Origin of the sequence: Anaerocolumna aminovalerica, assembly GCF_900115365.1 — a bacterium.
Taxonomy (GTDB): Bacteria; Bacillota; Clostridia; order Lachnospirales; family Lachnospiraceae; genus Anaerocolumna; species Anaerocolumna aminovalerica.
Genome location: NZ_FOWD01000002.1, coordinates 207,812 through 230,191 on the forward strand (window position 1 = coordinate 207,812; position 22,380 = coordinate 230,191).

The window sequence follows — 22,380 nt, forward strand, 5'->3', positions numbered from 1 at the left end:
CTCCTTTTTGATTTGCTATCTCTTAGGAACAAATTCATTGTAACACTTTTGTAATATTTATGAAATATATAAGTTGTGGAAACATAGGGGGAATATGGGAGTGGCTGTAAATAAAGACAGATATGGATTAATTCAGCATCTGACAGTAATGATGTATTATAAAAAAGGCCCAACCATAAGGTTGAGCCGAAATAAATTATTTACCAAAATTACAATATTTTAAGATTTGATTTAATAAATCACTGAAATTACATGAACTAAAATTAAACATTGTTTTGCCTCTATTTTGATTTAGTAGCGACCACTAATTTTATAAGTTGTCGCTGGAAACACTTATTTACGGCTGTTTAACTCTTTCTTAAGTAACGTTATTTGTTTTTTAAGATCATCAATATCCTCACAAATCTGATCATTTTCTGAATCACTTTGTAAAGATTGTTCCTGAGCAGCCGCTGTTAACATAGTTTGACCAACGCTAACTATGAAGTTTCCAAGGGCATTTTTCTGATTGATACTTAAGTCATCTAGTAATATTAGACCAAATATTGTTGATAGTAATGTAAATTGTTTTGGAGGTAGTGATAGTAAGCACGATTCTATCGGATTGACACAAGATTTATTTTTCTTATTTTTCTCGTCATTCAAATTTTCGCTCATATTTCTATACCTTTCATTTCAGAAAGCATAAATTATGCTTATATCTATATTAATATATTCCTCTGACTAGTAAATGAAACCTATTTTTTCTTTAAAAATAAATTTTAGGTTGTATTGGTTGCAAATTGATAGAAAATAATGGATGGGGGTTTTTATGAGCGAGGTTTTAATTACAAAATTGTCAGACTTAAATAATGTATACAAAGAAAAATCCATTGAACTTTTTATTGGTTCAAAGTTTGTTATAAAGGAAATCCTCCAATAAGTTTATTTACAATTCATCGATAATCGTTCGGCTGTGTGCTAAATAATTATGATTTTCGTAAACATCCTTATTGGAGGATTACTAATATGATAGTCTTTTGCCTCTATTGGGGCCAAAGCTTCCTAATGCGGATTATTGTCTTAATTCAATACCTAATTTCCTTAAACCATTTAATATTTTATCCATAACTTCTGTGACATCTTTATCTTCTAAGGTTCGATCCTTTGCTCTGAAGCTAATGGAGTATGCCATAGATTTGTAGCCTTCTTTGATTTGAGCTCCTTCATAAATATCAAATAAATGATAGTTTTCAAGAAGGTGTCCCCCATTTTTACGTATAACAGCTTCAACATCACCTGCCAGTATATCTTTCTTCATTAGCATACTAATATCACGTGTAACGGCAGGATATTTTGCGATTCCCCTATATTTTACATCGAAAGTTGCACGGGATACGATTTCAGGCATATCCAGTACTGCAACATAGGCTTTGTCACCAATTTCGTAATTATCGAGTACATCCGGATGAACTTCACCTAAATAACCGATTACAGTTCCATCATAGATAATGTTTGCCTGGCGGCCGGGATGTAAGAAAGTCTTTCCTGCCTTTGGGTCATAGGTAACAAGATTCTTCATGCCTGCTTTTTCTAAGAATTCTTCTATTACACCCTTTAAGTCAAAGAAATCACCTGCACCGTACATTCCTAATGTAAACTGCATTCTTTCATCCGGCAGTTCCGTAACCGGAAGTCCTTTCGGAATATAAATATTTGCTAATTCGTATAAACGTACATCCTTATTTCTTCTGTTGTAGTTCGTAGATAGAGAAGTTAACATACCATTTAAAGAAATGGTTCTCATAATGCTGTAGTCTTCTCCAAGAGGATTAGATATTACAACAGTTTCTCTTAGTTTATCTCCGATAGGTATTAATAATTTATCAAATACCTTTGGACTTTCAAAGGAATAAGTCATTCCTTCATTGAATCCAAACTGTTCTGCCATATCTCTTGCTATATTCTCGATTCGTAGTTTGAAGGATAATTTTCCTGTGGTCGCTTCGCCGGTTGGTAAAGTAGTGGGGATATTATCATAACCATAGAAACGGGCTACTTCTTCATCTAAATCCGCCTGAGATACAACATCCTGTCTCCAGGAGGGTACGATTACTTCATTTGTTGTTTCATCAAAATCCAGGTCTATTTTCTTAAAATAAGAAAGCATTGTGGCTTTATCAATGTTAGTTCCAAGAATTTTGTTAGTTCTTTCCCAGCTAAATGGTACTCTTCTTGGCTGTCTTACATTATCATATACGTCAACAGCACCGCCAACCACTTCACCTGCTCCTAATTCCTCAATCAGCTGGCAAGCACGGTTCATAGCTTCCATAGCTGTATTGGGATCAAGTCCTTTTTCAAATTTGGCGGCTGCATCGGTTCTAAGTCCTAACTTTTTACCGGATAAACGGATATTGGTTCCGTCAAAGCAGGCTGCTTCAAATAAAAGAGTCTTAACATTATCTGTAATTTTTGAATTGTCACCACCCATAATACCTGCAATACCAATTGGTTTTTCAGCATCACAGATCATAAGAATGGAATCGTCAATCTTTCTTACCTGACCGTCTAAAGTTTGGAATTCTTCACCCTCTTTACCTCTTCTGACAATGATTTTATTCCCTGCTACATGCTCTAAATCATAAGCATGCATTGGTTGAGAGTATTCCTCCATTACATAGTTTGTTATATCTACTAAGTTATTAATTGGACGAATACCGCAAGCAGCTAACCTTCTTTGCATCCATAACGGAGATGGAGCTAACTTAATATTTTTTACCACTCTTGCCACATATCTGGTGCAAAGGTCATTATCCTGAACTTCAACAGATATATAATCACTTGCTTTTTCACTGTTACCGGTTTCTTTTACCACTGGTGGACAGAACTCTTTTCTAAAGGTAGCTGCTGCTTCTCTGGCAATACCAAGAACACCAAAGCAGTCAACACGGTTTGAAGTGATTTCGTATTCAAATACCACATCATCTAAACCTAATGCCTTAATTGCATTGGAGCCTATCTCTATATTGTCATACTCCGGATTTGCATTGAATATAAATATTCCTTCTTCCGGTGCATCCGGGTAAAACTCTCTGCTGGAACCTAATTCTTCAATTGAGCACATCATGCCGTTGGATTCAACACCACGAAGTTTTCCCTTTTTAATTTTAATTCCTCCGGGAGTCATATTACCGTCATGACCGCCTGCAACACGTCCCCCATCCAGTACAACAGGAATTACATCTCCTTCTTTTACATTGGGCGCTCCTGTTACAATTTGAACGGTTTCACCATCTTTCGTAACCTGAACCTGACATATAATTAATTTATCTGCATCCGGGTGTTTCTCTATTTTTAATATTTTACCTACTATTATTTTATCTAAATCAGCATCCAGCTGTTCAAACCCTTCTACTTTGGACCCGCTAAGAGTCATAGCATCTGTATATTCCTGTGCTGTCACATCAAGATCTGGTACATATGCTTTTATCCATGATAATGGTGTATTCATTTTAACCTCGATTCCGGTGCTTTAGCACCAATTTAATTACTTTGTTGAGTCTTTGCAAAAATAACATTATTTTAATTCTAGAATTGTTTTAAGAATCTGGTATCGTTCTCGTATAACAACCTCATATCATCAATTTCATATTTTAGTAAAGCAATACGCTCTAAACCTACGCCAAATGCAAAGCCGGAGTATTCATTAGGGTCTATTCCACTCATTCTTAATACATTGGGATGAACCATACCACAACCTAAGATTTCAATCCAACCGGAACCTTTACAGAAACGGCAGCCTTTTCCGCCGCACTTAAAGCAGGTTACATCCACTTCTGCACTTGGCTCTGTAAATGGGAAATGGTGAGGTCTGAATTTTACTTTCGTATCTTCGCCGAATAATTGTTTAGCAAATTCTGCTAAAGTTCCCTTTAAGTCTGCAAATGTTATATTCTTATCAATAACCAAACCTTCAATCTGGTGGAAGCTTGGTGAGTGGGTAGCATCTACTTCGTCAGAGCGGAACACTCTTCCCGGTGCAATCATTCGAATAGGAAGTTTACCTTTTTCCATTTCACGTACCTGTACCGGAGAAGTTTGAGTTCTTAGTAAAATATTACCAGTAATATAGAAAGTATCCTGTTCGTCTTTAGCCGGATGGTTTGCAGGAATGTTTAAAGCTTCAAAGTTATAATAGTCATATTCTATTTCAGGACCTTCCACCACTTCGTAGCCCATACCTACAAAGATTCTTTCTACTTCTTCTAACGCAATGGTGTTTGGATGGCGGTGTCCCATCATGGGCTTTTTCGCCGGAAGTGTAACGTCAATAGTTTCTTTTGCTATTTGCTCTTCTCTAAGCCTCTTTTCAAAGGCAGTTCTTATTGTATCTAACTTTTCTTCCAAAGCAGTTCTTGCCTCATTTACCATTTGACCTACCACGGGTCTGTCTTCCGGTGCTACATCCTTCATGGATTTTAATACATTTGTTAGCTCACCTTTTTTACCTAGATACGCAACTCTGATTTCATTTAATTTGTCAAGACTTTCAGAGGCTTCCATCTGTTTTAAAGCTTCATCAATAATTGCTTTTAATTTTTCTTTCATACTAACCTCGATTCTGGCCCATTAGCCCATTTTAAATAATACAGCTTTGTGCTTTAGCACAAATTGCCGGTTAAAAAAGCACTGTTTTTTTCAACCTGGCCTTGATTTTGGCATTTAACGCCTTTATAATAAATGACTTATTTAAGGGACAAAAAAACTCCGTCCCTAAAAACAGGGACGGAGCAATATCATTTATGATACAGAAGCAGGTACAACTGCCTGCCTATTTCCGCGGTACCACCCTAATTCCTATACATTATGAAACATTATAAAATTCAATAATATATAAGCACTTAAAGTTATGCGTAACGTGCACTTACGTCATCCCCTACTAACTGGTTTCAGTATTCAAAGATGCGGCTCCGGTGGGAAGATTAATATTTGTCTGAACTAAGGAAGCTTACAGCCGGCGACTTCCTCTCTCTGATAGAAAACAAATATCTTAGAAGCAATACCTAATACATACAATGTCTATTGCATGAAAGGACTATAGCATAACACCTTCACAGCCTTTTTCATATATGAAAATATTCTAACACATTAAACCCCGTTGTCAAGGGGTTATTTTGTTACATTTTCATTGGATGCATTTGCTTTTGGATTTACATATTCTTTGGAAAAATGATATTCTCCATTCTCATCACTATAAAAATATAAATATTCTGTCTGGGCCGGATTAAGAGCTGCATTTATTGCCTTAATACCCGGATTGCATATGGGGCCTGATGGTAAAGCTCCTGTTTTATAGGTATTATAGTAAGAATTATATCGATTGATATCACCATCAATATTTGGTTTTATATAACGTTCCACATAATAAATAGAGGCATCTAATTGTAATTTCATTCCCTTTGACAAGCGATTGTGAATTACAGAAGATATGTCAGCCATAGTCTTTGAATTCCCTGCCTCTTTCTCAATTAAGGAGGCTATGGTTAAAATTTCATCCATGGTATAACCTAAACTTTCTGCCTTTAACCGCATATCCTCTGTTATTTTACTTTCCCCATTTCTTAAGAACTTGCCTATAACATCCTGTCCTTTGCTTAACCGGTAAAATTCATAAGTATCCGGATACAGATAACCTTCTAATAAAAAGCAGCGGAATTCATTCTCCGGTATCGCCTTTACTAAAGGATAATAACTAAAATCATAGTTGTAAAGTGCATCGTAAAGGGATTTAGTTGAAGCACATACTCCTTTACTTACCAATAATTCAAATACCTGAGAAACTGCATATCCTTCCGGTATGGTAACTCTCACAGTTTTAGAAATATTATTCACTTCTGTTGCCTTTGCTAACCCTGTAACTTCTTGGTATGGATTATAAACCAAAAGACCGCTGTAAATGGAAGTATCATAACCGCCTTTTTTCATATCTTCAATTTTATAGTATTTACATCCTTTTGCTGAATTCATTACCCAGCGAAGTGCACTCATATGTACCATAACAGAAGAACTCTTTTGGGAAAGATACATTTTATAAACCATTTTCTTCTTTTCCGGTTTGGAACTTTTTGAGGAATAATAGTTAAAATATGTACTGTCTTTTTTAAATACTATTTTCTTTCCATTACTTTTATTTGTTACCGTAGCTTCTTTTGTTTTGGAATCATATTTATAAGTAAGTCCTGGCATAAGTTTTGTCATTCTCCATAAAGGAACCATAACATTGCCATTACCGACGGTTTCTAATCCTGCTTTTCCTTCTGCCTCATTTAAGTCATAAAAAGTATATTTTCCTTTCTCATTTGCAATAATTAATCCATATTTCTTTGAAGCAGCCTCTGCCTCTATATACGGAAGAAATAATAGTGTAACATTAGTAAATACTAATAATATTACCATAAAGACTAATCTTTTTCTTTTCACTGTAATCCCCCTTTAAGTTTATATGATTTGATTTTTTGGAATAATGTAGTATTATTATAATATCTTTATTTTTAAAGTATAGCATAAATGAATGAGTACCGGAATAGAAAGTATTTGAAATAAATCAAAATGACTAAGCTTGTAATCGTTCACATATAATACTATAATCACCATTTTTGCCTTCTAGGTAAAAAAATTGGGAGGTATACCTATGACAATGATCATCATATCTTTTATTAAAATAATCCGGGCATTTGCAAGGAAAATCAGGGATGACTGTGTTTCAGCCTTTGCAGCACAGGCAGCTTTATTTGTAATTATATCTTTTTTTCCTTTCATTATGCTATTACTGACTATTTTACAGGATATTTTTTCAGAAAGCACCTTGCTGGAAACATTACCAGGCGTATTCCCATCTTCTTTACATTTGCTAATTATATCAATTATTACAGAAGTATATGCCAAAACCACAGGAACCATCGTATCCTTTGCAGCTATTACTGCCCTTTGGTCAGCATCCAGAGGCGTGCTCTCAATTGTAAAGGGGTTAAATGCTGTATATTGTATTAAGGAAACAAGAAGTTATATACGATTACGGATTATTTCTGCTGTTTATACTTTTGTTTTTATTATTATGCTTGTGGTTACACTTTCGATTTTAGTTTTTGGTAATCAGTTATTTTTATGGATTCAGGGCAAGATACCTGTTTTAAGTGAGCTGGCTTTATTTATTATCAGTATCCGTACCATTGTGGGTCTATGCCTGTTGACCTTGTTTTTCTTATTATTATACGTTGTAATTCCAAACCGAAAAACCCGTGTATTTCAGGAACTTCCGGGAGCATTTATATCAGCTGTGGGCTGGATGGGCTTTTCCTATTTATTCTCCTATTATGTGGATAACATGGGCAACTTCACCAATACTTATGGCAGTTTAACAGCCGTTATCATTTTTATGCTTTGGTTTTATTTTATTATGTACATTTTATTTATCGGTGCAGAAATCAATGTAGTACTTTACTCCGGAGATCTGGTATACTTTATAAAACAGATATTTATAAAACAGAAAGCCATTAAAAGAGGCCTGGTTACTGCAGGTAATGAAGTAGAAATGAAAGAGCAGATGAATATGAAAAGGGATAAAATAATAAGGCAAACTATTATAGAAAATAAAGGAAATCACGATAAAAAAATAAAATAAAAGACTTTTCAAAAAAGCACAAAGTTGAGAAAATAAGATGTGCAGGGACACTTTGTGCCTGCACATCTTATTTATATAATGAACATCTTACAAATTAAAACCAGCTTATTTAAATCACAGATGAATTGTCCTGGTAGCAACTCTCTCCCCAAACCATTCGTCATGCTCAACAAACACAATGGTTGGATTCAAGGCAAGGATAGCCCTTTCTAATTGTTCCCTGAAGTAAATATCCATGTAATTAAGGGGTTCATCCAGAAGAATCAGATGATTTTCTACGGAAAGCGCTCTTGCTATTTCAATTTTTTTTAGCTCACCTTTGCTGAAAGTCTCTAATGGACGGTGGAAAAGAGCATCTGGAAGATCGAAAAGACTACATAGCTTTTCAAAAGTTTCTGAATTTATATTTGCTCCATCTATAAGCTCTTTAAGAAATCCTTCCTTCCATAAAGGTTCTTGCAGGGCTTCTGTAATCTTAAGTTCCTCTGCCCGGAGGATTCCCCTAACGGAAAGTTTACCCAGTATCAGTTTTAACAGGGTGGTCTTGCCTGCTCCATTCCGGCCTCTAATCCAAATACGTTCACCTTGCTTTATCACAAAGGATAGTCCAAAGAACAGTTCCTTGTCTTCATAGGAATACATAATATTCTTTCCTTTCACAAGCCAGGCATCTTCTGTATCAAGCTGTTCAAATTCAAGCTTTTTTGCCGTCTCAAAATTAAGAAGCAGCGATTTCTTTTCTTCTATTTTATCCCTTATCTGCTGCTCCGAACGTTTTGCCTGACCCATATAAGCTTTGGCACCATTGGTTCTGGCATGGCTGGCAAAGGCATATTTCTGAGTATTGGCTGTTCCCGCCCAATTCCGGCTCTTCTTAGCATGGCGCTCCAGCTGGTTCACCTCTCTGTTTAATCTCTCACCCGTTCTTGCTTCAAACTCATCCTTTAAATCTTTATTCTGCTTCCATGTAGTAAAATTGCCCTGTTCCACGGTAATATCCGACTTGTTGATTGCCAGGATATGATCCGCCACCTCATCTAAAAAGTCCCTGTCATGGGATACTACCAGAAAGCCCTTTTTTCGTTTTAAATATTCCGCTACATCCTTTTTACCCTGAATATCCAGATGATTGGTGGGCTCATCCAGTAAAAGATAGGTGTCTTTTCGAAGAAATAGAGCAATTAGAAGCACTTTGGTCTTCTCTCCTTCCGACAGAAGGGAAAAATCCCGATAAAGCAGCTCATCCCCCAGTTTCATACGGTACATCTCTTTCTTAATGTGGCCCTCCATAGAGAAACCATCAAGTTCCAGGTATTGTCCAAGGGCATCCATGTCATCCAGATTGTCCTCTAAAGTTCTTAAGCCCCCGATATTTTCTTTTATCACATCCATGGTAAGAGGATATTTTACCTTATTTTCATAGGGAAACAGTTCTGTGTCTGTTTCCAAACTAATCCTTCCTTTATCCGGGGAGAGTTCTCCATGAAGAAGTCTTAAAAAGGTGGTCTTTCCCCTTCCGTTCCTCCCAATTAGTCCAAGCCTCCAGTGGGTGTTCAGATTGAGTGTTATTTTTTCAAATATTGGTTCATAAAAAGTTTTATAACTAAAACTCATATCAGTTATTATAATTTGCGACATATTCTATATTCCTTTCCTGACTGTATTCTTTGTCAGGACAGGCCCGGGATAATGACGCCTTATGCCGAGCCTATTCTGACTCTAACATGAAACGTAAACGAATCAACATAATATTTGATACCTCCTTTCATTTTTCTTTAGCTTTACAGGATAGCACCCATCCATTATTCTATAACCTGTTAACAGGCATAAAAATACCTACCTTTTACCAGATTACTATAAAACGGATACTATCCGCATAAAGTAACCCCAGTAAACTGCACCAAAACAGCGCCCTCCATAAAGGGCTCTTTTCCTAATAAAGATTAGTGCAGTTTGCTGTTGTTAAAAAGTAGGTTAATCAACATATTCTTATTTCAACCTCTGCTTTCAGAAGATACCTCTACCATAGCATAAAATTCTTCCTCGGGCAACTATTTTCTTGTATGTTCTCACTTTTCCAAATCAGTATGTGCTTAGGATATCTCATACCAGATAATTTCATTGGCATCTAACTCTAATTCAAAGCTGCTGGAATCCCCTCTGTAAATCCTTGTTTTTTGTGGTTCATAGGTATTGTTTACAACACAATACTTGTTATTCTTTACATAAGCATGCACTTCTACATTAAAGTTGCTGGAAAACCATTTATTTAAATCTTCTTCATCGTGGGTACTCCAAAGAATACTTCTGTATAGGATTCTGGTGTTTTCAAAGCTATATGGCAGACCACTTATATAAACACTTCTTCCCTTACCAAATTCATTTACTGCCATTTGAACTTCTTTTTCTTTTTGTACAAGAATGGTGGTACCCTCTAAAGCATACATATTTTTCTTACCCTCACCAAAATCAATATCTGCCCTGGAATCTTCAGTGATAAAATGTCTGCTGACAGTATCCCAGTTGTATTTATCGTAATTTAGGGTAAATCCTGTTTCCTTTTCTATACCAAATACATTTGCTAACTGGATATAATGTCCCTGATATTGATGTCCTGCAGGTTCACCAATCCCGATTAAGCCTCCGCCTTCATAAACAAACTGACGGATTGCACTTGACACCACCGCATCTTCCCAAGCTTCACCACCGGTATGTGCAGTATCTCCATCTCCTACATTTATTAATACATCTATATTCTTTAGGAGGTTCCTGTCATTTCTGATATCATCAAAGTTAATAAAAAATACTTCAAATGGTGTTCCGCTTAAGGCTTCAATCACTCCTGCATAACTATAGTTCTGCTTCTGGTAAAGTGCATGATGTACCATATGGGCACCCCATGCACGCATTTTGCCCCAGCTGTTCAGTACTGCTACCCGTTTGATACAGTAAGGTGTTGTGTCCTTAATATTTTCATACAGCTCACGGAATTCATTGCAAACAGATTCCACATAGTCTATAAATTCCGGAAACTGATAAGCAAGTTTTAAGTAGCCGCCATATCCGATTCTGTCAATTGGTTTTCTTAGGATGGCACGTCTTGCAGTAACCCAGTTTACTTTTGCTTCTTTAACCGGGTCTCCCCCTTCATAAAAAGTATCCGGGAAGAAATAAGGCAGAAATCTTCCCTCGGTATATTTTACACCGGGAATATCACTGATCAGCCGAAGGGTGCTGCCATTTCCCACACTGCCCACAACTGCGTCCAAACCGATTGTCTTAAATTCTTCCATAAATGGTTCTGTACCTATCCAGTGATCTCCCAGAAACATCATGGCCTCCTTGCCATATTCATGAGTGATGTCTACCATTTCCTTCGCTAACTTCGCCACTTCCCGTCTCTGAAACGCCTGGAAGTCTTTGAATTCTTTGCTGGGGATACGATACTGGTTATTATAATATCCCTGATCAATGATAAACTCCGGACGGAATTTATAACCCACCTCTTTCTCAAACTGTTCTAAGATGTAGGGTGATACCGATGCGGAGTATCCATACCAGTCAACATATTTTTCACGCATCATCTCATCAAAGATTAAGGTAAACTGATGGAAAAAGGTTGTGTAACGGATCACATCCACATAAGGGTGTTCTTCAATAAACTTACGAAGACGACCCATGGAATATTCCTTTGTCCTTGGCTGTCTTACATCAAAGGTTATCTGATGCTCTACATCTTTCCAATCGTTGGTCACCGCATTATACATATGTACCGGATCCCAGATAAGATATGCAAGAAAGCTGACTGTGTAATTGTGGAACAGGTTGCAGTTTGTAATTATAACTTCTCCTGTTTCTTTCTCATAGCTCCAGTCCTCTGTGGTAACTACCAGGCCCGTACTGCGGTCAATAACTTCCCACCACCGGGCTTTATCATCATAATCATTCACCTTCATTAGGTCAGTTGCTATCCCCTTCAACAAAGGAATACGCAGATTTTTTTCCGTAGCTGTATAGAAGGGAGTCATAATATAGCACTGCTGCACCTCTTCCGGATGTGCTTTTGCCCATTCATTATCCTTACGGGTTGTGTAATAGGTTTTGTACACCTTCGCCTGAACGCACTTTAACTCCTCCGGATAATCCGTGCCATCACAATCGCGGATGGCATCTGCTCCCCATTTATTCAACAGCTCTATTGTTTCCGGAACCACATCTGTGTCCGTTGGTATTGTAACCCTTCCGGTTAGTATTGTATTCTTTTTCATATCTACCGCCATTCCGGCGCCTGAACGCCCTTTAATCTAGTTAATTTTGCGTATATCTAAGAAAGACTGTACATTACAAGGCACAATCCACCAGAATGCAAATTTTTAAAATATTTTTATTTACTTATATTTCCTGTTGTAAAAATATAACAATAACAGTATTCCGCACAGGCCTGCAAGCATGGTGTATAACCCCTTATAACTTATATTCTTTTGCCCCACAATAACCAGGCCTACACATATAACAAGGCATATGCATTTTAGAATAACTGCCAGAACTTTTAATGTATTTTCCATATAACTCTCCATTCTGCCGAAACACCGTATTTTGGTGCCCCACACATTTACAAATTGAATCCCTTACCAATTTACTTTGCGCCTATTCTTTCAAACCGCCAAGTGTCATACCCTGTGTCAGTTTCTTTTGCACTATAATATAAAGTATCAGGGTGGGCAGCATAACCAGAACAAGGCCTGCATACATACGGCCATACTGGGCTGCTGCATTCTGGGCTTTCATCAGGTTCATCAGACCCACAGGAAGTGTTTTTGCACCCTTGGGATCTGTTAACAGCGTAATTGCTATGATGTATTCATTCCAGAAAGATAAGAAATTAAACAGAATAACCGTAATAATACTTGGTCTGGCCATTGGTAATATTACCTTTACCATGGTCTTTAAATATCCGCTTCCGTCAATATAAGCTGCCTCTTCATAAGTCCTTGGTATGGTTACAAAGTAACCGGACAATAAATAAATAGTAAAAGGAAGTGCTGTTGCGGCATAAACAAGGGCCAGAACATAAATGTTGTTTAAGAAAAGAGGAGAGAGCCCTATACTTTTCAACGCCTTATCCCCATCAATAAACATCAGGAAGATTGGTACTACTATATAGTTTACATTAATAAACAAACCAGCCATAAAAAGAACCTTTAAGATCTTACGAAGCCGGAACTTAAATCTGCTAAGACAATAAGCTGCCGGAAGGGCAACAACTAAAAGGATAGCAAGAGCTACCGCTGTGACAATTATACTGTTTAACATATATTCACCCATACGGGCACTACCCCAGGCATCTGCAAAGTTCTGCAGGTAGAAAGATTCCGGAAGTTTCCATGGGCTGCCGTAAAACTCATTATTCTGCTTGACTGATGCTACAAATACCCAGCCTACAGGTATAATAATTGATATTGCTAACAATCCTAATACAAGATAGATTAAGATTTTCTTTAATGGAAGTTTATGCATGTTTTCAGCCTCCTACATTTCTATTGGTTCACGTTTGGTAATCAGGTTCAGGATTCCGCTTAAAGCAAAGGAAAACAGGAATACTACAACACCAACCGCCATACCATATCCATAGCTGGAATTCGTGTAGGCCTGTTTATACATATAGCTTAAGAATACTTCGGTACTGCCGTCCGGTCCTCCGCTGGTCATGGCTTTTACAAGCATAAAGCTCAGGTTAATACTGCTTATGATAAAGAACGTTAAAGTCGTTCTGATATTAGTCCAGATTAATGGGATGGTCATGGTAAAGAACTGTCGGATACGGCTGGCACCTTCCATATTGGCGCTTTCGTATACACTCTCCGGAACACTAGCCATACTGGCCATATACATAACCATATAATAGCCAATAGCCTGCCATATCATGGCCATGGCAATTGAAAATATAACAATTTTTTGATCTCCCAGCCAATAAATCGGTTCGCTGCCCTTATCCCGAAAGAGAGCTAGAATACTGTTAAGTAATCCATTTTTTGAATCCAGAATTGCACTAAAAATAGCACTGATGATTACAATGGACAAAATGTTTGGTATATAGAAAACAATGCGGAAAAAATTCTGACCTACTATTTTTTCTCTTGTTAATATGGCTGCAAAAATCAGGGCAAGAGCTATGGTTATAACACTGACAATAACAATTAATAACACTGTATTCTGAAAAGCTTGTAAGAACTTCATATCCTGCATAAGCTTTATGAAATTATCAAATCCTACAAAAGTTTTATTGGGTGAATATCCACCCCATTTGTAAAGTGACATTTTAAAAATATTAATAGTTGGTATAACCATAAAGATTGTAAACAGAATTACTGCCGGCGCTACACATAAGAATATAAATATTGATTTTCCTTTATTTTTCATGTCTGTCTCCTGTTAAAGAAACGGTGAGCTAAGTTTCTGCTCACCGTTTATATTTTGCCTACCCGGTACTGTATTTAGATTTTATTGTTTTAAAGCAGCACGGAGCAGGTCACTGTCTTTTTTAATTCCTTCGATCCACTGTGCCTTGGCTTTATCCCCGCTAACCAAAGAGTTCACTGTTCCAAATATAGTATCGGCAAAGTTTACACCTTCTACAGGATCTGTTGTTGCAAAGCTTCCCAAAGCAGCTTTTGCACCATTATCATATATACTGTAGAACATCTTGTTGTCACCTTCTAACTTATCAGCAAATCCAACGATTGGTTGAATAGCTCCGGATTCTGCGAAAATCCCTGCTGCTTCATCAGAATACATATATGCTGCAAATTGCTTTGCTGCGTCTTTGTTTTCAGCCGCTGCCGGTATCCATAACTGTTCGAACCATGTATAGGAATAAGCATCTCCACCTTTAGCAACCGCAGGCAGTGCGGTGAATCCCCATTCAAAACCATCCACACGGGGAGCATCTTTCATTTCACCAACAACCCAGGTACCATTTGGCATAAATAATGCCTTGTTGTCTAAGATTAACTGCTGGTTTTTAAGGTAATTATCATTATTAGCATTGGAAGGAACTGATTTTTCCGTATAAGAAGCTAACTTCTCAACAATGTCAAATGCCTGATTTGCTTCCGGAGTATCCCAGATACCTTCTGTGTATGTAGTAGCTTTTTGGAAGAAATCCGCACCGCCTACTTCATAAAGAAGAGCATAAAAGAATGCATCAAAATATCCTGCTGTAGGGTATGCGAATAATGCAATACCTTCTGCTTTTGCCTTATCTCCTAATTCCCACATTTCATCCCATGTTGCTGGAACTGTCCAGCCTTTTTCTTCAAATAGACCTTGGTTGTAAAACAATCCGCATGGGCTGTAGAACATAGGTGCCATGTATGTCTTTCCGTCATTATAAGGATTGGTTAAAGAGGATTCTGTAAATCCGCCGGCAATCTTATCACTAACTTTTTTATCCTCTCCCGGAACTGTCATACTTAAAACATCTGTAATATCTTCTAAGCCATTTTCTTTTATTAAAGTCTCTGTTAAAGCTGCCGGACGGCCTGTGGCCAAATGAACAACATCCGGATAGTCTCCAGCCTTCATTCCGGCTCCAATTACATCCTCTAAGGATTTATCTGTTGTAAGCTCTACTTTAATTCCTGTCTTTGCTGTAAATGCTTCAGAGACTTTAGTCCACATATCTGCACCATAAGCTGTTTCAATAGCTGCTACTTTAATTGTAACATCCTGCTTTGGTGTCTCTGTAGCTGCCTCCTTAGCAGGTTCTGAAGTTGTACCAGGTGTTGCATTATCACCTGTATTGGCCTCGTCTTTTTTTGCACAACCAACGAAGGAACTAACTGTCAATGCAAGTACTAACAAAATACTAACAAATTTTTTCATATATTCATCCTCCTTTTAAAGCTATGTATGTAGTATACAATATCTAATTTCATAAACAATAGAAATCTTGCTTTCTTCTTTATAGATATTGCTTTATAATATACATAATAAACAATTTGCAATTATAATTCTATATTTTTATACAATACTTGCACAATAAGAAAGGAGAAGGTCATGAGTAATAACCGTTTTAATTTTAATACAGAGAATGAATGTGAAGCCTCTATGATACATAAGGAGGACTCCACTCTTACCTATACTTTTAATCCTGGGGGCAAGCGTGGTAATCAGGCTATTCACGTTACTTTACTCTATGTGGCAATATCAAAATACGGAAAGGACTGGATAAGCCTGCCTCATTCCCATAACTTTACAGAATTCTTTTACATTACCAAAGGTACCGGAAAATTCTCTGTGGAATCAGAAATTCTTGATGTGAAATCCAATGATCTCATTATCTTAAATCCCACCATTGTACATACGGAAATTTCAAATCTTTCAAAACCAATGGAATATATTGTACTGGGAGTGGAAGGAATACAGTTTCAAACAGAAAGCCGGGGCTGTATCCTTTTAAACAATTCCACCTATAGATCTGATTTACATCTTTACTTTAATACACTCGCAGATGAAATGAAGCAGGATCGGCCATACCGTGACTTTGTGTGCCAGAATTTATTGAATATCATCTTTACAATCATTCTTCGAAATGATGTCTTTAAAGTTTCTATCATTACCGGACCTCTCATAACAAGAGAATGTCATATAGCTAAAAAATATATTGATGATCACTACAGCGAGAACATAACACTGGAAACTTTAAGTTCTCTAGTACACTTAAATAAACACTATTTTGCCCATAATTTTGCCAAGCAGTTTGGGATTTCACCAATCAATTATTTAATTAAGAGGCGCATTGATGAAAGTAAGCACCTGCTTGCAAATACTAATTATTCTTTATCATCGATTTCTCAAATTGTAGGCTTTTCTTCTCCAAGTTACTTTTCACAGGCCTTTAAAAAAGCTGTAAATATATCACCTCAGGAATATAGAAAAAAATATCATCCATTTCGGTAGATATTATAAAAGATAACACTTTACAAGATATATAAATTATTATATACTAGAAAATATTTGAAATATTGGTAATTTAAACTACCCGCTGATCATATACTTGGGGATAAGTGGCAATGAAAAAATTTTAATAGGAAGGGAGACCTTTATGTTCAAATTAAGTAAAAAGATATTTACAATGATCTTACTGGTTGCTGTTTTTATGGGATCATTAAAAGTACAAGCCGCACCAGTGAATGAGGATTCTGAAACCCTGACACACAATACGATAGCCACGGAAAAGGATGTTGACAAAGATTTTAATTATTATGAAACCATCTTTGAAAATGATGTAAAAGAATTAAGCTATCCAGTAAAAGTGAAACAACAAGGTGTATTATTAATTACTTTACAAGAAACTGATCCTAACTTCAGTACTTTAACCGGACAATTATATGAAGATGCAGGACTTACCAAAAAAGTAGGCAAGACAATCTATTTAAGCAGCGGCGGGGAAGAAAAAATGGGTATTGCCGAAGTGAAAAAAGCCGGAACCTATTATATTAAATTAGAATTACTCAGAAAATATGATTATAAAGAAAAACTAAGTTTTAACTTACAATTAGATTTAATACCAGTCGGTACCAGAGAAATTAAGAAAGATGTAACTTATTTCGCATATCAGGATTATGATACCAGTGAGAATTTATACAAAATAGTGGTTAATAAAACCGGACTGGTGACGTTAAATATTAAATTCGATAAAGAGGATCTGCAATCTGCAAGATTCACCTTATTAAACAGCCAAAAGAAACCAATTTCAGAACAGGCAAGTGTATATACTGAAAAGAATGAGAAGGGTGCCTATAGTAATACCCTGAATCAATTTTATGCTTTAACAAAAGGAACCTATTATGTTAAAGTTGATGCAAGAGGCGGTTTACACACCATAAAATACTCATTTTCAAATGTAACAGACAAATCCGGGGCTTCACTTGGAAAAGCAGCAGGTATAAAAGTTGGAGGTTCTGCAGTAAGTGGAATCTGTACAACTGCTGATAAAAAGACTAAGGAAGATTGGTATAAATTCACTTTAAGTAAAGAGCAAGCGATTAAAGTAAGCATAGATTCCAAGGTGGACGGAAAATTAATGGCTGAAGTATGTGATTCTAAGGGTAAAACCGTTTGGTATGGAAGTTTCTATCTATATAGCGGTGTACAATCCAAAGAAGTAGAATCCAGCGGTAAATGGAGCAAAGGTACATATTATATCAAGGTTTATAAAGCCGATGAGAAAAGCTCAGGATCTTATTCCATTAAAGTAAAATAAATAAAGCAATAATAATTTAGAAGCCCGCAGTTTCTTATGACTGCGGGCTCTTATTTATTATTAATATATAAATCCCAATCCTACTCCGGTATAGTAATGTTTTAAAATCTCTTCATATGAAATACCTGCATCAGCCATAGCCTTTACACCATTCTGGCTCATTCCTACTCCATGACCATATCCTCCGCCATAGAAGGTTATTTCCTGGCCGTCCTTATCCATTACAAAGAAGGCACTTGGCAGCATAGTAAGTCCTGAAGTGGTGCTGTCGTCCTGACGGATTATCTCATCATAAAGAGGAGCTAATAAAGTTCTGATATTATATTCAGTAGATACTTTAAGGGTAGCCTTTGAACCAAGCAGCAGAATTTCTGAAAGAATTCCGCTTTTCTCTCGTTTATATACTTTAATATCTTTTAGTTCTCCAATGGTGCTTACCGGAATGCTTTCGAATACTTCTTTTCCTCCATCTTTATCCGTTAAAGTTTGAATCAGATCCGGATTAGCTTTATACCTGGATTCTAAACTCTTTTCTATGGATTTTTGCAAATTACTTAGAGAAATGGTAGTTTTCCAGCGGTACCATGGGAATTCACTGTCATAAGTAGCTTCTTTCGGATCTAAAATAAAATTTCTAAAAGTTTCTTCAGTGGAAAAATCAGGTTCATTCTCCTTGACTGTTGAAGCGGTAATGACTTTGCCGTCTTTTACATCATATTTGTTTTGAATTTTTCCCACCAGATATTCACTTTTTTCACTTCCCCAGACTTCTTCAATGGAAGCTGTGTGGCCGCTGGAAGTTGAAAAATAATATGCGGTTATAACAGAACCTCCATATTCTATTACTTTTCCATAGGTATCCTTAACTGCCAAAATGGTATTATCATTTTCTGGAATGTTATTATAAACCTGATAAGATATACTGTCGTCCACATGGGCACCGTATTGTCCGTAACTGTTGGCTAATAATTGGTTATAGGCATAGCTTCTTGCACAGATTGCCTGCACCTTCAATGCCTCCAGCCCATAATTAGTTGGCATCTCACTTGGAAGAACGGCATATAAGTATTCTTCAAGAGGAAGTTCATTTACAACAACCATTCCTTCTTCCCTTGCAGATATTTCAATACTTCCCCTATAGGCCGGCTTTCCGCCGGAACGTTCCAGGGATAATAATTGAATTTTACCATTTTCTGATTTTGGCTGAATAAAGATACGGTTATTTTTCAATACCTCGTCATCTTTCTTAAATGTAAGTTCAGAACCGGCCTTATAACTTACTTCCTTTTCACCGATGGTTACTGTGAAATCTCTTGTTCCCGAAAGAACTATTTCATCATGAAAAATACTGGAGAATTTGTTAGTCTTTAATAATACCCGAATATTTTGTGCCTTAATTGGTTCTGTAATTAAGGCGGCAACAATTTCACCTTTTGCTACAATAAAATCTGTAGCCTCATAGCCAACTAAAATACTATTGGTTAACTCCATGGATAATTCATCGTATATTTTGTAAATTTTATAATTCTTGTGCAGGGGCAGCTTTCCATAACCTTGTACTTCAATAAAGTCTTTATTTGCAACTAGCACTTTTCCTTCTATTTTATCCGGTTTAATACTTATTTTAACTATTTTACCGTCCTTCATAGTCAAGTCGCCGATACATCCGGTTACCTCTTTAGACAGTGGTGATTTGGTGGAAAAGTCTTTATAGGTATTATGCAGGAATACCGATACGCTGTCCCCTTTTCCCTGGGCTATCCACACATTGCTCAATAGAGTTTCTTCCTCTAGAACTTCCTTTATGTATACTAAATTGGAACCGCTGACCAATGCAGTCACAGAATAATCAATGTAATTTTCAAGTTGAAATACATTATCTGCAAATAATTCACCGGAGGACTTTTCTTTTCTTTTTTTATTAGAATTCTCCTGACTAGATTTGGTCTTATCCGCAGTTTCAATCTTTAAATCTCCGTCTTCATAAAATTCTTCATAGTTTTTACCTGAAAGGTAAGAGTAATTTCCCTGATCGGTAACCATTGTATTTTTATCTTCCCCTCCCTCGGATAAGGAAGGATTATTAGGATTGCCAAGTATAAACAGCTTCTTTTCTGAAATGGGTGAGGTACCTTCAGGTAACTCCGCCAATATACACTCATATAAATTCAGGAACTCCACAGTCAAAACTGCTTTATTGGTTGGCCCGGACTTTAAATCGAAAGATAAGTTATGTATTATGGCGTCTGTTTCTAATCCCAATTCACTAGCAGCTAATTTTAATAAAGACAGACATTGTCCAAATTTTAAATATTTAATATTGTCCTCTGTATTAACTTCCTTCAGTTTTGATTTATTTTCACTGTATTCCTTTGGCAATCCCAATATTTCACTTATTCCATTGGTATCTATGCCTAAAAATTTTAGTAAATCAAAGGTTTCATTAACGGTAATCATGTCCCCATCCCGTAAAATCACGCTGCCATCTGAAGTATCCCTGCCTGATAACCTTTTAAATAAATTACCTGCAAAAAATAGTAAAAGAACAATGATACAAACTCCCATAATCATTAATTTTTTTTTCATATAAGCTCCCATCCATGCATTGTCAGGCATATTTGCTGTCGTTTCATATATTAAGCATAGATTATACTTCATGCTTGTATTACAATTATATACATGCAGAATGAGAATATGTCAATGAAATCTAAAAAAATGTACAAGATTGGGTAGAAAGAATCAAAGCCATAGCAATCAGTAAGAGTATAAGTGTATTTCGATTCTTCATCTTTCTGCCTGCCATTATTTCTTCCTCCTTTTTATACAAATGTATCCTCCAGTAATTAAGAATGAGGCAGGAATAACAATAACTACTAGTGCAGCCCAGAAATTAGACTGTGAAGCAGAGATTGTTAAATATTCCTGTGCTAAATTTCTTATTGGAATGGCTACGGAATTGTCTTTACCACCCACATAGTTCACTGTGTTTAAAAACATATCCATATTTCCGGAGGAAGGAAAGGCAGTTAGTTCTTCATCAATCATATAAGCAGAACCATATACTGCTATCTTGGTTTCTGCGTCATTATAGTTTTCTTCTATTAATATGCCCAGATTAAATGGTCCCTCTATATCCCCTGTTTCCTTGTCTATTACATCAGATTGTATATCAGTTTTAGAATATGCAGAATCTGATGTGGTTAACAAAGGTGTTAATTCTATTGTACTTCTTGCCGAATCTAATATTTCGATACCTTTTACCACGGGAGTAATGACAGGAGCATCTTTTGTAAGTATGGATGAAGTAATCTCATGACTTTCTATATTTGGTAACAGGTAATTTACATACTTACCCATATGGTAATTTGAGTTTCCTTCTAAGACAACACCATTAACGAAACCAACACCATAGTAATTTAATAGGCTGTTAAAATTCCCCAAACCTTCTACGGCATAGTCAACTAAGATTATAGCATCTCCCCCTGTAGACAGATATTCTTTTATCATATCAACTTCCTCGGTAGAATAATCTGTCTGGGGCGCAGTAATTAATAGGATAGAACAATCTTCCGGTATGCTTTCTGTTTTTAGGGTGGCTAACTTATTGGTAGTTACATTTATTTTCTTCAATGTAGCTTTCAGGGTGTCAGAAAGCTGCATTTCACCATGTCCTTCTACCATATACATTACAGGAAGTTCTTCCATGGTGGTATATTGAATTGCAGAAGTAATCTGCCCCTCTACGTCTACACCGGAAGTGATTGTATTATAAGTAGCATAGTCCATTTCATATTCAAACATATCATTATAATCCACATACTTTACCTTTCCATTGGTATTATTTACAACGATTACACTGTTATTGGAGATTTCTTCATCAGCGTATTGTGAGGCAAAAGCGGGATAGAGTACAGGATCTTTATGTATCACAGAAATACGGCCGGAAGCAGAATTATATTTATCCATAATTCTTTTTACAATATTATCTTCACTGCCGGTTTGTACCATATAATAAATGGTTATATTATCTTTTATATTACTCAGATATTCTTTAGTGGTATCTGTAAGGGTAAACATATCATCAGAGCTTAAATCAACTTTTAAATCTAATTCAGACACAAATACATTAATCAGTAATACAATCACCAAAACAACAGCTGTAACAACTGTGGTATAGGCCCCTCCTTTAAACTTTCTGGTTGAGAAGGAGGCTTTTATGCCCGAAAAAGCTGCCTTCTTAACTTTATTTGTTTCTTTCTTTGGCATCTCTTGCTCCTGTTTAATCTCATTATCAAATTCCTTCATTCTAACCTCGATTCCAGCGCATTAGCGCTTTTTAATAATGATAGCAATTTTGTGTCCGGAAAATTGCAGGCTGAAAAGTTGTTTTTCAACCTTATCTCGATTCCAGCGCTATTTAATAATCACGGCAATTTTGTACCCGTCACAA

At 36.4% G+C, this 22,380-nt stretch carries 16 protein-coding genes; 4 read left to right on the forward strand and 12 right to left on the reverse strand.

Annotated elements, in window-relative coordinates:
- Nucleotides 1–100 precede the first annotated feature (100 nt).
- Nucleotides 101–223: a hypothetical protein gene (locus BM183_RS21205; RefSeq protein ID WP_276326315.1), complete on the forward strand. Its 123-nt coding sequence runs from the start codon at nucleotides 101–103 to the stop codon at nucleotides 221–223.
- Nucleotides 224–333: 110 nt separating this feature from the next.
- On the opposite strand, the gene BM183_RS01975 is transcribed toward BM183_RS21205, so the two are convergent.
- The 4 genes from BM183_RS01975 to mltG form a co-directional block, all read right to left on the reverse strand.
- Nucleotides 334–657, reverse strand: coding sequence for a hypothetical protein (locus tag BM183_RS01975; protein WP_091684080.1), 324 nt, complete (start codon nucleotides 655–657; stop codon nucleotides 334–336).
- Nucleotides 658–1,054: 397 nt separating this feature from the next.
- A complete protein-coding gene (gene pheT / locus BM183_RS01980; protein WP_091684082.1) occupies nucleotides 1,055–3,493 on the reverse strand; it encodes a phenylalanine--tRNA ligase subunit beta in 2,439 nt (812 codons plus the stop codon).
- A gap of 77 nt (nucleotides 3,494–3,570) precedes the next feature.
- Nucleotides 3,571–4,590, reverse strand: coding sequence for a phenylalanine--tRNA ligase subunit alpha (gene pheS, locus BM183_RS01985; protein WP_091684084.1), 1,020 nt, complete (start codon nucleotides 4,588–4,590; stop codon nucleotides 3,571–3,573).
- A gap of 561 nt (nucleotides 4,591–5,151) precedes the next feature.
- Nucleotides 5,152–6,462, reverse strand: a complete 1,311-nt coding sequence (gene mltG / locus BM183_RS01990; RefSeq protein ID WP_091684086.1) for an endolytic transglycosylase MltG — start codon at nucleotides 6,460–6,462, stop codon at nucleotides 5,152–5,154.
- A 211-nt stretch (nucleotides 6,463–6,673) separates the two neighbouring features.
- Between mltG and BM183_RS01995 the strand changes: the two genes are divergently transcribed.
- On the forward strand, nucleotides 6,674–7,663 hold the full coding sequence (locus BM183_RS01995) for a YihY/virulence factor BrkB family protein (protein WP_091684088.1): 990 nt from the start codon (nucleotides 6,674–6,676) through the stop codon (nucleotides 7,661–7,663).
- A gap of 114 nt (nucleotides 7,664–7,777) precedes the next feature.
- Here the strand turns inward: BM183_RS01995 and abc-f are convergent, their stop codons facing one another.
- From abc-f to BM183_RS02020, 6 genes are all read right to left on the reverse strand, one after another.
- Nucleotides 7,778–9,301: a ribosomal protection-like ABC-F family protein gene (abc-f, locus tag BM183_RS02000; RefSeq protein ID WP_091684090.1), complete on the reverse strand. Its 1,524-nt coding sequence runs from the start codon at nucleotides 9,299–9,301 to the stop codon at nucleotides 7,778–7,780.
- A gap of 455 nt (nucleotides 9,302–9,756) precedes the next feature.
- Complete coding sequence (gene gnpA / locus BM183_RS02005) at nucleotides 9,757–11,931, reverse strand: 1,3-beta-galactosyl-N-acetylhexosamine phosphorylase (RefSeq protein ID WP_091684130.1); 2,175 nt, start codon at nucleotides 11,929–11,931, stop codon at nucleotides 9,757–9,759.
- 120 nt (nucleotides 11,932–12,051) lie between these two features.
- Entirely contained in the window at nucleotides 12,052–12,228 is a 177-nt protein-coding gene (locus tag BM183_RS20660) for a DUF6903 family protein (protein WP_170847858.1), read from the reverse strand.
- Between the two features lie 82 nt (nucleotides 12,229–12,310).
- Nucleotides 12,311–13,180 (reverse strand): carbohydrate ABC transporter permease, encoded by an 870-nt coding sequence (locus BM183_RS02010; protein ID WP_091684092.1) that lies wholly within the window; start codon nucleotides 13,178–13,180, stop codon nucleotides 12,311–12,313.
- A gap of 12 nt (nucleotides 13,181–13,192) precedes the next feature.
- Nucleotides 13,193–14,083: a carbohydrate ABC transporter permease gene (locus BM183_RS02015; RefSeq protein ID WP_091684094.1), complete on the reverse strand. Its 891-nt coding sequence runs from the start codon at nucleotides 14,081–14,083 to the stop codon at nucleotides 13,193–13,195.
- A gap of 81 nt (nucleotides 14,084–14,164) precedes the next feature.
- Complete coding sequence (locus BM183_RS02020; RefSeq protein WP_091684095.1) at nucleotides 14,165–15,547, reverse strand: carbohydrate ABC transporter substrate-binding protein; 1,383 nt, start codon at nucleotides 15,545–15,547, stop codon at nucleotides 14,165–14,167.
- Nucleotides 15,548–15,721: 174 nt separating this feature from the next.
- Here BM183_RS02020 and BM183_RS02025 point away from each other — a divergent pair, with 174 nt between their 5' ends.
- Together BM183_RS02025 and BM183_RS02030 are read left to right on the forward strand one after the other, a co-directional pair.
- The gene (locus BM183_RS02025; protein WP_091684097.1) at nucleotides 15,722–16,624 is read left to right on the forward strand and encodes an AraC family transcriptional regulator; all 903 of its coding nucleotides are present in this window, start codon (nucleotides 15,722–15,724) and stop codon (nucleotides 16,622–16,624) included.
- A 145-nt stretch (nucleotides 16,625–16,769) separates the two neighbouring features.
- Nucleotides 16,770–17,930, forward strand: a complete 1,161-nt coding sequence (locus tag BM183_RS02030) for a pre-peptidase C-terminal domain-containing protein (protein ID WP_091684099.1) — start codon at nucleotides 16,770–16,772, stop codon at nucleotides 17,928–17,930.
- Nucleotides 17,931–17,990: 60 nt separating this feature from the next.
- On the opposite strand, the gene BM183_RS02035 is transcribed toward BM183_RS02030, so the two are convergent.
- Together BM183_RS02035 and BM183_RS02040 are read right to left on the reverse strand one after the other, a co-directional pair.
- Nucleotides 17,991–20,516, reverse strand: a complete 2,526-nt coding sequence (locus BM183_RS02035) for a SpoIID/LytB domain-containing protein (protein ID WP_170847859.1) — start codon at nucleotides 20,514–20,516, stop codon at nucleotides 17,991–17,993.
- 216 nt (nucleotides 20,517–20,732) lie between these two features.
- Complete coding sequence (locus BM183_RS02040; RefSeq protein WP_091684101.1) at nucleotides 20,733–22,235, reverse strand: GldG family protein; 1,503 nt, start codon at nucleotides 22,233–22,235, stop codon at nucleotides 20,733–20,735.
- Between the last annotated feature and the right edge of the window lie 145 nt (nucleotides 22,236–22,380).